Raw genomic sequence first — 10,064 nt, forward strand, 5'->3', positions numbered from 1 at the left:
CCGTCATCTATATGCTCCTGCCGCTGGTCATCTTCTTCGCGGGGGGCGGTCTCGGCGGGAACGATGGTTGGGGTGCCGGCTTCATTCTGGCTCTCCTGATCGGCCTAGTGATCTCCTTCTTCCTGCCGATGGCCGTCGCCCATTACGCCGCCACCGGCAGCTTCGGCGCCGCCTTTAGCATCGGTACCGTTTTCTCCTACATCGGCGCAGCCATCGGTAGCTACCTCCTGGGTTATATTCTCTCCATCGCCCTCTTCATCGCCCTGGGCATCGTTGCGATGATTCCCCTCCTGGGGTGGATTATCGGCAACCTGGCCTGCTTCTATCTGTTTTGCGTCCTGGCCTTCCTTTTCGGGGACGTCTACCGTCAGGCGGCAGCCGCCCGGGGAGCCGGCGCCGGCGTTGGAGCCTAGGGGGGCCCGACTAAATTATAGATTTTGCGGATATGAAAACCGGGAATCATAAAGACCACAGCCAACCGGAGGCCGTGGTCTTCTTGTAGGAGGGCCTGGCGTGTCGTTAGCCATCTGGGTCTACCGCCTTTTTGACGTCGCCGACGAGATCGACCTTGAAGCCGCCGAGCGGCTTCTCGCCGTGGGGAGCCACGTGTCCCGTCTTCGCCTTACCAGAGTCTCCCCCAAGGCCATCGTCTTTAAGAATCCCCCCGTGATGGTCGAGATGGGCTGCCGGGAGATCTCCCTCGCCGGCCTCACCCTGGGCGCGGAGGTGCGTGCCCGGGTCTATGACCTTGGAGTGGTAGCGGTCATCCTGCGGTTGGCCGTCCCGCCCCAGACATCCTTCGCGGAGTTGACGGACCTTGCCCTCGCGGTGGACGGGCTCCGGGAGGAAACCTTCAAGACATCCCTTGACGCGGCGCTGGCCGCCTTGCGCCCCGCCATGGTCGGGCCGCATCCGCCGGAGTTCAGCGAGGACCTGGTGGTCTACTATTTCCGGGAATGGGAAGAAGAGTGGGATCCCGTACCTCTGCTCCTGGCCGAAAAGCAGCCCGTCAGCCCGGAGACCCGTAAGGAGACGCTTGCTCACCGCTTTTCCTATGCCGACGACTTTGCCTTTCTGACCTGGGACACGGCGATCGTGTACGATCCCACCGGCAGCCCGGACATCCCCGACCTGCTGGAACTGGCCAACGCCCAGCTGCTGGAGCTTAGATACTACGACCAGATCCTGGACCGGGAGATCGAAAGGATGTACGATGCTATTGAGGATGCGGATCGTGGAGCCAGTTACCGGAGGCTGGGCCGCTACCGTCATATCCGCAGGCAGCTGCTGGAACTGGTGGCCGACATCACCGCGATCACCGGGCGCATCCAGAACTCGCTCCGCGTTACGGAGGACGTTTTCTACGCCCGCGTCTACACCGGTTACCTGCGCCTGCTGCGCGTACGGGACTGGACGGAGAGTATCCGCCAGAAGGTGGAGGTTATCCAGCGAAGTTACACCATGCTCAGTGACGAAGTGGTCACCAGCCGCGCGGAGTTACTGGAAATCCTGATTATCGCCCTGATCGCCTTTGAGATCGTGTTATCCCTGGTCAGGGCCTGAATCTAACTCCAGGGCCAGTCCTTGCGCTCCGGCTTCAAACCGGTCTTGTAGGACATGCCCAGGCGGACGTCCTTTCGCGTTCCGTGGCGGTGCCCGCTTTCAAGTTGGGCTTTTTGTGACTTGCTTTCACGCGGCTGGGGAGACCCCGGCGGACGGTGTAAGTCAACAATCGGTTCCGGCCGTTCCCGGCGTACGCCCTTGCGGTATTCATCCCTTGGCATGGATCCCAGGCCTCCTTTACACTCCCATTATTCCCGTTCCGGCCGCAAGCGGTCCTGGCACATTTGTGCAAGGCAGGTGCCACCGAATGCGTAACGAGGAAGTGGCCCGCATTTTCCGGGCTGTGGCTGAACTCCTGGAACTTAAAGGTGAGAACCCCTTTCGTGCGCGCGCCTACGAACGGGCGGCCGAAAGGGTGGCCCGCCTGGGAGAGGACATCGCCGCCGTGGCCACCCGCGGGGAGCTTACGCGCCTCCCCGGGATCGGCAAAGAGCTGGCGGCGAAGATCGAAGAGATTCTGCGCACCGGCTCCCTGGGCTATTACGAAAAGCTGAAGGCCGAGATCCCTCCGGGGGTGCTTGAACTGCTCACCGTCCCGGGGATCGGTCCACGCAAGGCCATGGCCCTCTACCGGGAACTCGGCGTCAAGGGGCTCGAAGACCTTGAAGCCCGTGCGAGGGCGGCCGAAGTGCGCCGCCTGCCCGGGTTCAAGGAGCGGACCGAGGCCAACATCCTGCGGGAAATCAGGGGTGCGCGTCAGGTCCGGGAGCGTATTCCGCTCGGGGAGGCGTTGCCTATCGCCCTGGGCCTGGTCGAAATGCTGCGTCAAGAAGTCCCCGGGGCAAGGATAAGCATCGCCGGCAGCCTGCGTCGGCGATGCGAGACCATCGGGGACATCGACCTCCTGGCGGCCTCGCCCAGGCCCGAGCAAACGATAGCGTCCTTCGTCGCCCTCAGCCCCGTGGCGGAGGTCCTGGCGCGGGGCGAGACAAAGGCCACGGTCCGCCTCAACGACGGCCGGCAGGTCGACCTCCGGGCCGTGGAGCCCGTTTCCTATGGCGCGGCGCTCTGTTACTTCACGGGATCCAAAGACCATAATATTCACTTACGGCGCCTGGCCCTTGACCGCGGCCTGAAGATTAATGAATACGGCGTCTTCCGCGACGGGAAGCGTATCGCGGGAAGGGAGGAGGAAGAAGTCTATGCCGCCCTCGGCCTGCCCTGGATTCCGCCGGAATTGCGGGAGGACAGAGGAGAAATCGAAGCCGCCGCTGCGGGACGCCTGCCGGCCCTGGTCACCGACGGCGATATCCGCGGGGACCTGCACGTGCATTCCGTGTACAGCGACGGGACAGGCACCCTGGAGTCCATCGCCGACCGGGCACGCCGGCTTGGCTACAATTGGGTGGCCTTGTGCGACCACTCTCCGTCCCTGAAAATCGCCCACGGCCTGTCCATTGCCGACCTTCGGGCCAAGGCGGCAGCGGTCCGCGCATTTAACGCCGCGAGCCCGGACTTCCACTTTCTCTGCGGAACCGAGGTGGATATAAAACCCGACGGGACCCTCGACTACCCCGATGAAGTCCTGGCCGGCCTGGACTTCGTCCTGGCCGCCGTACACTCACGTTTCCGCCAGAAGCGGGAGGTAATGACCGAACGCCTTCTGGCCGGCGTACGGCACCCGCTGGTCCATGCCCTGGCGCACCCCACGGGGCGCCTGCTCGGCGAGCGCCCGCCGTACTCCGCGGACATCGAGCAGGTGATCGCTGAAGCCTGCGCCGCCGGCACCTGGCTGGAAATCAACGCCTACCCCAAGCGCCTCGACCTGAGCGACCGCCATTGCCGCCTGGTAAAGGAGCGGGGGGGGTTGCTCACCATCGGCAGTGACGCCCACACCGTCGGGCAGATGGACTTCATGGCCTACGGCGTAAGCGTTGCACGCCGCGGCTGGCTGGAGCCCCGCGACATTGTCAACACCCGGTCATGGACCGAGCTACGTGCCCTTTTCGCACGGGAGGGCAGGAATTGGCACCCGGATGGCAATAATCTATAATGGAAAGCAACAAAAGCTTAGATGGGAGAGAGAGTCAAAGAATGGCCGAGCGGATAAAGACAGCCCTTGAGAAAGCCCTTGAAAGGGCGGCCCAGCTGAAGGTGAGCGATTCGGACCTGGAGCGGCTGGCGCGGGTGGACGCCGGCCGCGCGCTGGCCGGCCGGTTTCTTCAGGATCCGGCCCTTGATCTCCTGCGGGAGCTGGCGTCCCAAGCCCCGGACGCACGGCATGACGTGACGGCGGGCGTGGAAGAAATACTCCTCCAGAACATCGCTCTCCCGGTTGACGAGCAGGTCGCACGGACCAACCGGCGGGCAATGGAGGGCATTACGGCCATTAAGCGGGACCCGGAATCGGTCCGGATTATCTCGGGCGAACTGGGGTACCTGTTCGACTATTACAGCCAGGCCTACCGCCACAGCTACACAAACCTGAAGGAGCACTTCGAACAGCGCCTGGGCGCCGCGAGACAGATGCTGGAACAGCAGACCGGGGTACGGATGCGAATGAACGTGGAAAGGCTTCCGGAATTCCGGGAAGAGTGGATCCGAACCGTCGGCGCACTTAACACCCAATACGAGAGTCTTCTAAAGGAGCAGAAGGAACGACTAAAGGCCATCCCGCTCGCCTTCTAGGAGACCGTAACCGGGACCATCATCGCATTATAGCAAGAGGGAGTCGAAGAGAGAGTGGGGCGCCTTAAGAATTACCTGTTGGCCGGATTGGCGGTTATCCTGCCCCTGGCCGTAACCATCTGGGTTCTGGTGGGGGTTTTTCGCTTTATCGACGGCCTGGCGGGCAAGCTCATCGTCTATCTCACAGGACACTATTTCCCGGGCCTGGGCTTTGTAATTACCATTGCCCTGATATTCCTGGCCGGTCTCCTGGCAACCAACATCATCGGGCGGCGTCTCCTGGATTTGGGCGAGGGTCTCCTGTTAAGAATCCCCCTGGCCCGGACCATCTACCGCCTGGCCAAACAGGTAACCGAAGCCTTGAGCCGTAAGGACGAGCAGGTTTTCCGCCAAGTAGTCCTCGTCGAATGGCCGCGCCGGGGGGTACATTCTATAGGCTTTCTGATCGGAGAAGCAGGGGAAGACCTCTTTGGAGCAGGGGGACCGGACAAGGTCAAGGTTTTCATACCCACTGTACCCAACCCGACGACCGGGTTCCTGTTTGTCGCGCCACGGGAGGAAGTGTGGCCCATGCCCCTGTCGGTGGAGGACGGCTTGAAGTTCATTCTTTCCGTGGGCATCGTCAGCCCGGGCGAGGCCGGAAACAATAATAACCATAACCATAAGTAATTTGACAGTTGCCGACCGGTTATATAAGCTCAAGGTAAATCCGCAGAGGGGAGATGGCCAAAGAAAGATGGGAGATGTCATCGACGCCCGTGGCCGGCCATGCCCGCAGCCCGTTCTAATGACCAAGGCCGCCCTTGATGAAGGGCGTACGGCGTTCGCCGTCCTGGTGGACAACGAGGGCTCGGCCCAGAACGTCAGCCGGTTCGCCGCCAACGCCGGGTGCCAGGCCAGCATCGTCCGGGAGGACGGTGTCTTTCGCGTCGAGGTATCACGCAACGGGGGAGGGTCAACGCCGGTCCATACCGGGGACGTGCCCATAACCTGTAACGTTCCCGCCGCCCGCACCAGGACGCTGGTCATCCAGACCGAGTCCCTGGGCCAAGGCAGCGAGGAACTGGGACGGCGGCTCATCACCCAGTTCCTTAGCACACTCGCGGCTAACGAAACGGTCCCCGAACGCGTTGTTCTGCTGAACGGCGGGGTAAAACTGGCCTGCCAGGGTTCGGAGTCCACGGCCGCTTTGCGGGACCTGGCGGCCCGCGGCGTGGAGATTCTGGCCTGCGGGACCTGCCTGAATCACTTTGACCTGAACGGACAGCTGACCGTCGGCCGGCCGACCAATGCTTATGAGGTTTTGAACCTGCTCCTGCAGGGCGACGTCGTCACCTGGGGCTAACCGCTCCTCTATAATACCAAAGCCTTCACCGCTTCACTGTGGTGAAGGCTTTCCCGGTAATCGCCGGTATAAGACTGTCTACAGAATACCCGGACAAAAGCCTGGTGTTGCCGGTGAACCTACAGGATCTTGCTAAGGAAGGCCTTCGTCCGCGCCTCCCGCGGGTTGGCAAAGATGTCGCGCGGCGGTCCTCCTTCGACAATGCGCCCCTCGTCCATAAACAGCACCCGGTCCGCAACCTCGCGGGCAAAACCCATCTCGTGGGTGACCACTACCATGGTCATTCCCTCGCGCGCCAGATCCTTCATAACCGCAAGCACCTCGCCGACCATTTCCGGGTCAAGGGCCGAAGTGGGTTCGTCAAAGAGCATCACCTTCGGCTGCATAGCCAGAGCGCGGGCGATGGCCACCCGCTGCTGCTGCCCGCCCGAAAGCTGAGCGGGGTAAACGTCAGCCTTATCGGTTAAGCCGACCTTGGCCAGTAGCATACGGCCCAGTTCTTCCGCCTTGCCAGGGGTCATCTTCTTGACTTTCAGCAGGGCCAGCGTAATGTTTTGTAAGGCGGTCTTGTGCGGGAAGAGGTTAAAGAGCTGGAAGACCATCCCGACCTTCTGGCGCACCTCGTTGATGTTCGTCTTCCGGTCGGTAAGGGATGTCCCGTCGATGATTATTTCCCCCCGCGTCGGCTCCTCGAGGAGATTCAGGCAGCGCAGGAAGGTGCTTTTCCCGGAGCCGCTGGGCCCTATCACGCACACGACCTCGCCCTCGGCGACATGGCAGTCGATGCCCCGCAGTACATCCAGCCCGCCAAAGCTCTTATGCAAGTCCCTAACCTCGATCACCGGTCTTGAGTCTCCTTTCCAGGTAGTCCACCAGCCGGGAGAAGGACAGGGTGATCATCAGGTAAATGAAGGCCACCGTGATGTAGGTTTCAAACGGCCGGTAGTAGTCGGCATTGATTAGGGTACCGCGCCGTAACAACTCCTCAACACCGATCATCGACACCAGGGAGGTGTCCTTCAGCATAGCGATGAACTCATTCCCGAGGGGCGGAACCACACGCTTGAAGGCCTGGGGCAGGATGACGTAGCGCATCGCCTGGCTCTGGGTCATACCCAGGGAGCGGGCGGCCTCCATTTGGCCGCGCTCGATGGACTGGACGCCGGCGCGGAAGATCTCGGCGATGTAAGCGCCGCTGTTCAGGCTGCAGGCCGTAACCGCAGCCCAAAAGCGGGGCAGGTTGGGGTCCTTGATCAGGATCGGCCACCCCAAAGCGGCGTGCCACCAGTCCTGAAGGTCAGTCACCAAGTATGGAATTCCGAAATAAACAATCAAGATCTGAACCAGAAGCGGCGTACCGCGCAGGAAGTCGACGTAGCAAGTGGCGATCACCCGCAAGAACCGGCTGCGTGAAAGCCGCGCCAGGCCGGCAAAAAGGCCGATGACGCAGCCGATCCCCACCGAAAGCACGGTTAGCTCAAGGGTAATGACCGTCCCGGCCAGGAGAAGGGGAAAGATAAAGCCGACGAATTCTACAACGCTCAAGAGTTTCACCTCGTCGAGGGAGGGACAAGGAAATATGCGTAACGCCCGGTGGCGTTACGCATATTTCCAACCCTTTCTCGCAGACTCGAAGTTATTCTATTGCTGCTTCCTCCGGTGTCGGCGGGTTAAGAACATCCGCCGGCGGCTCCTGGCCGAACCACTTCTTATATAGCTCGGTGAACTTCCCGGTCTCCTTAAGCTTCTTCAAGGCAGCGTTAAACTCCTGCAGCAGTTCGGGTTTGTCCTTCGGGACCGCGATGCCGTAGAACTCGGTGGAGAGCATGTCGCCCACGACCTTGATCTGCCCGCTGCCGTCCTGTTTGATGGCGTACATGGTCACCGGGGCGTCATTGACGACGGCGTCGGCGCTGCCTTTCTTCAACTCCAGGAAGGCCTCCGGAATGCGGTCGAAGGTAACCACCTTAGCCCCTTCAATTTCTTTAGCCTTATCGGCCCCGGTGGTGCCGAGCTGGACGGCGATGGTCTTGCCTTTCAGATCGTCGAAGGACTTGATGTCGTTGTTGTCATTACGCACCGCGATAATCAGGCCGGACTTGTAGTAGGGATCGGAGAAGCTGACCTGCTGCAGCCGTTTTTTCTTAATCGTCATGGCCGAAATCGAAGCGTCGATGGTGCCGGACTGCAAAGCCGGGATGAGGCCGTCAAAGGTCATGCTCTGGATATCAGGCTTGTAGCCCATCTCCTCACATAGCGCCGCCATCAGATCCATGTCAAAGCCCACGTAGTCGCCGCTCTTCGTATCCTGCCATTCGAACGGGGCATAGGCCGTGTCGGACCCGATCTTGAGGACCTTCTTCTCCGGCGCCTGCTGCGCCTGGTCATCCGCCGCCTTCTGATCCTGGGATGACGACCCGCCGCCACAGCCTGCCACAAAGGCTACCAGCGTCAATAAGGCAACGGCGACTACCATGAAACGGTTCAGCCTTAACAACTCGTCCGCCTCCTCATATTTATTCAACACCATGATTCAACCGGATATTTCCTTTAAACGCAGTCCGCGGTATTCTTCACCTCCCCCGGGCTGTTACTGGCGTGTTAACATCGTGTTAACTCGTAGTTGACCTTTTTCGCTCCCCGGACGTAAAGTCCTGCCGGGCGCGGTCATTTTTCGCCGGATATTGGCCCCCTTGACAGTAGAGAGCTGTAGTGCCAGAATGGATAAAATGAATAGACACTACCAAGCCCTGGCCGACTTGGCCCTTCTTCTCGTCACCTTCATCTGGGGCATTACATTCGTCATCGTCAAGGAAGCGTTAGGGGGCATCGGACCCTACTACTTCCTGGCGATCCGCTTCATCCTGGCCGCGCTGTTTCTGGTGCTTATCCGCTACCGGGCGCTTCGCTATCTCCGCCGGGACACCCTTTGGGCCGGGACCGTCATCGGGGTCGCCCTCTTCGGGGGGTATGCCTTTCAAACCGTCGGGCTCCAGTACACCACGGCCTCCAACGCCGGTTTCATCACCGGCCTTTCGGTCGTCCTCGTTCCGTTGATGGCCGCCGTCCTGACCAGGCACCTGCCCCCGCCGGCGGCTGTCGCCGGGGTGATCTGCGCGACCGCCGGGCTGGCCCTGCTTTCGTTGCAGGACGGCCTGCACCTCAGCTACGGGGATGCCCTTATCCTTTGTTGCGCCCTCTGTTATGCGGTGCACATCATCCTTGTCGGCCGTTATGCCCCCTACCACCGCACTTACGCCTTGGCGGTGATCCAGATTGCCGCCGTAGGCCTCATCAGCCTGGCGGTGGCGCCCTTTGCCGAAACTTTTCCTCATCGCCTCTCCCCGGCGGTGATCGAGGCTCTGCTGGCAACGGCAATTCCTGCCACGGCCCTGGCCTTTGTGATCCAGAACGCGGCCCAGAAATTCACTTCCACCACTCATACGGCGGTCATCTTTACGATGGAACCGGTCTTTGCCGGGCTGACGGCCTGGCTGCTGGGCGGGGAGACTCTGGGCGCCCGCCAGTGGATCGGCGGCGCGGCCATTATCCTCGGTATGTTGGTTACCGTCCTGGGCACCCCGTCGGGAACAGGGCAGGAGGGCAAGAAATCTCCCGCGGGGCAGGAGCCCTTCCACACCGCCACGGCCGGAGGCGAACCGTAGAGGGGTTAGCGGACTCGCAGAGACCCGAAACCGAGAAAATGCTTCGCATGCCGGAGTCAGCCTAGCCGGCGTAGACTGCCTGATCTGCATCTACGGGTTATGTATGCTTCACGGTCTAAATAGAATAATATGGTACCGCCACCGGGAATCATATGAAAGATACAAGCATTCTCCGGAGCCAAACAAAGGCCGCGGGAAGCGGCAGTGTGGTAGTGAAATAGCACCATGGAACTGAAACAGGCCATTAACAGGTTTCATCACGGCGAAAAACTGAAGTCCTACCTGATCACAGCCTCGGGGATGTTCGCCGAAATGACCGGTCTGAAAGACCGGGAATTAGCGGTGGCGGTGCGCCTGACCCGAGCCTACCTGGAGCAGGTCCGGGGTGAACTACGCATGGCCGCGTACCTGGCGGAACTGCCCCGCCTGAGCGAGGTCGAGGCTCGCATCAAGAGCGCCGTTTGGGAAGCTCATATTAACCGGCCCACGGAAGCCAACCGCTTGATGGGTGAGGCCATTTCCCTGGTGGTCTCCGGGCTGGAGGAAGCAACGCAGTACCTTAAGGACCGCTCCCTGATTTAACGACGAACCGGGGCAACAGCTGACCAACCGTCCCAAAGCGAATGGTAGCATGCCCAAAGCGGAGCCAAGCGCAGCAGGGGGCAGCCCGGCCGCCCGGAGCCAGCAGGCCGGCAGTCGAGGGGCGCCGGCCCCGGGCGGCGCGCGGGGTCTTGGGGGCCCCGGCGCGCCCGGGCCGGCCGCCGGCTTGACACAGCGGCGCGGAGATCGGAAGAGCATCGTGT

At 61.3% G+C, this 10,064-nt stretch carries 12 protein-coding genes; 8 read left to right on the forward strand and 4 right to left on the reverse strand.

What is annotated here, in order from left to right; all coding sequences use genetic code 11:
• Positions 1-413: DUF4013 domain-containing protein (locus QMC81_10990; GenBank protein ID MDI6907993.1), on the forward strand; the 413-nt coding region annotated here is incomplete at its 5' end.
• 100 nt (positions 414-513) lie between these two features.
• Positions 514-1,563: a hypothetical protein gene (locus QMC81_10995; protein MDI6907994.1), complete on the forward strand. Its 1,050-nt coding sequence runs from the start codon at positions 514-516 to the stop codon at positions 1,561-1,563.
• Between the two features lie 2 nt (positions 1,564-1,565).
• Here the strand turns inward: QMC81_10995 and QMC81_11000 are convergent, their stop codons facing one another.
• A complete protein-coding gene (locus tag QMC81_11000) occupies positions 1,566-1,784 on the reverse strand; it encodes a hypothetical protein (GenBank protein MDI6907995.1) in 219 nt (72 codons plus the stop codon).
• A gap of 86 nt (positions 1,785-1,870) precedes the next feature.
• On the opposite strand from QMC81_11000, the gene polX reads away from it, so the two are divergent.
• From polX to yedF, 4 genes are all read left to right on the forward strand, one after another.
• Positions 1,871-3,616: a DNA polymerase/3'-5' exonuclease PolX gene (polX, locus tag QMC81_11005; GenBank protein MDI6907996.1), complete on the forward strand. Its 1,746-nt coding sequence runs from the start codon at positions 1,871-1,873 to the stop codon at positions 3,614-3,616.
• A 41-nt stretch (positions 3,617-3,657) separates the two neighbouring features.
• Positions 3,658-4,251: a hypothetical protein gene (locus QMC81_11010; protein MDI6907997.1), complete on the forward strand. Its 594-nt coding sequence runs from the start codon at positions 3,658-3,660 to the stop codon at positions 4,249-4,251.
• A gap of 54 nt (positions 4,252-4,305) precedes the next feature.
• The gene (locus tag QMC81_11015) at positions 4,306-4,920 is read left to right on the forward strand and encodes a DUF502 domain-containing protein (protein ID MDI6907998.1); all 615 of its coding nucleotides are present in this window, start codon (positions 4,306-4,308) and stop codon (positions 4,918-4,920) included.
• Between the two features lie 67 nt (positions 4,921-4,987).
• Positions 4,988-5,596 carry a sulfurtransferase-like selenium metabolism protein YedF gene (yedF, locus tag QMC81_11020; GenBank protein MDI6907999.1) on the forward strand — a complete coding sequence of 203 codons (609 nt, stop codon included), beginning with the start codon at positions 4,988-4,990 and terminating at the stop codon, positions 5,594-5,596.
• 119 nt (positions 5,597-5,715) lie between these two features.
• On the opposite strand, the gene QMC81_11025 is transcribed toward yedF, so the two are convergent.
• The 3 genes from QMC81_11025 to QMC81_11035 form a co-directional block, all read right to left on the reverse strand.
• Complete coding sequence (locus tag QMC81_11025; GenBank protein ID MDI6908000.1) at positions 5,716-6,438, reverse strand: amino acid ABC transporter ATP-binding protein; 723 nt, start codon at positions 6,436-6,438, stop codon at positions 5,716-5,718.
• Positions 6,425-7,141 (reverse strand): amino acid ABC transporter permease, encoded by a 717-nt coding sequence (locus QMC81_11030; GenBank protein ID MDI6908001.1) that lies wholly within the window; start codon positions 7,139-7,141, stop codon positions 6,425-6,427. Before QMC81_11030 ends, QMC81_11025 begins: the two co-directional genes overlap by 14 nt.
• Positions 7,142-7,232: 91 nt before the next feature.
• Complete coding sequence (locus QMC81_11035; protein ID MDI6908002.1) at positions 7,233-8,093, reverse strand: basic amino acid ABC transporter substrate-binding protein; 861 nt, start codon at positions 8,091-8,093, stop codon at positions 7,233-7,235.
• Between the two features lie 232 nt (positions 8,094-8,325).
• Here QMC81_11035 and QMC81_11040 point away from each other — a divergent pair, with 232 nt between their 5' ends.
• Positions 8,326-9,261 (forward strand): DMT family transporter, encoded by a 936-nt coding sequence (locus tag QMC81_11040; GenBank protein ID MDI6908003.1) that lies wholly within the window; start codon positions 8,326-8,328, stop codon positions 9,259-9,261.
• A 225-nt stretch (positions 9,262-9,486) separates the two neighbouring features.
• Positions 9,487-9,843 (forward strand): hypothetical protein, encoded by a 357-nt coding sequence (locus QMC81_11045; GenBank protein MDI6908004.1) that lies wholly within the window; start codon positions 9,487-9,489, stop codon positions 9,841-9,843.
• Positions 9,844-10,064: the final 221 nt, after the last annotated feature.

It is taken from the genome of Thermoanaerobacterales bacterium (assembly GCA_030019475.1).
Classification (GTDB): Bacteria; Bacillota; Desulfotomaculia; order Desulfotomaculales; family JASEER01; genus JASEER01.

Bases quoted from the DNA above. Each gene is read 5' to 3' on its own strand.
- QMC81_11000 (MDI6907995.1), bottom strand. From the start codon at position 1,784: ATGCCAAGGGATGAATACCGCAAGGGCGTACGCCGGGAACGGCCGGAA.
- polX (MDI6907996.1), top strand. From the start codon at position 1,871: ATGCGTAACGAGGAAGTGGCCCGCATTTTCCGGGCTGTGGCTGAACTC.
- QMC81_11010 (MDI6907997.1), top strand. From the start codon at position 3,658: ATGGCCGAGCGGATAAAGACAGCCCTTGAGAAAGCCCTTGAAAGGGCG.
- yedF (MDI6907999.1), top strand. From the start codon at position 4,988: ATGGGAGATGTCATCGACGCCCGTGGCCGGCCATGCCCGCAGCCCGTT.
- QMC81_11040 (MDI6908003.1), top strand. From the start codon at position 8,326: ATGAATAGACACTACCAAGCCCTGGCCGACTTGGCCCTTCTTCTCGTC.
- QMC81_11045 (MDI6908004.1), top strand. From the start codon at position 9,487: ATGGAACTGAAACAGGCCATTAACAGGTTTCATCACGGCGAAAAACTG.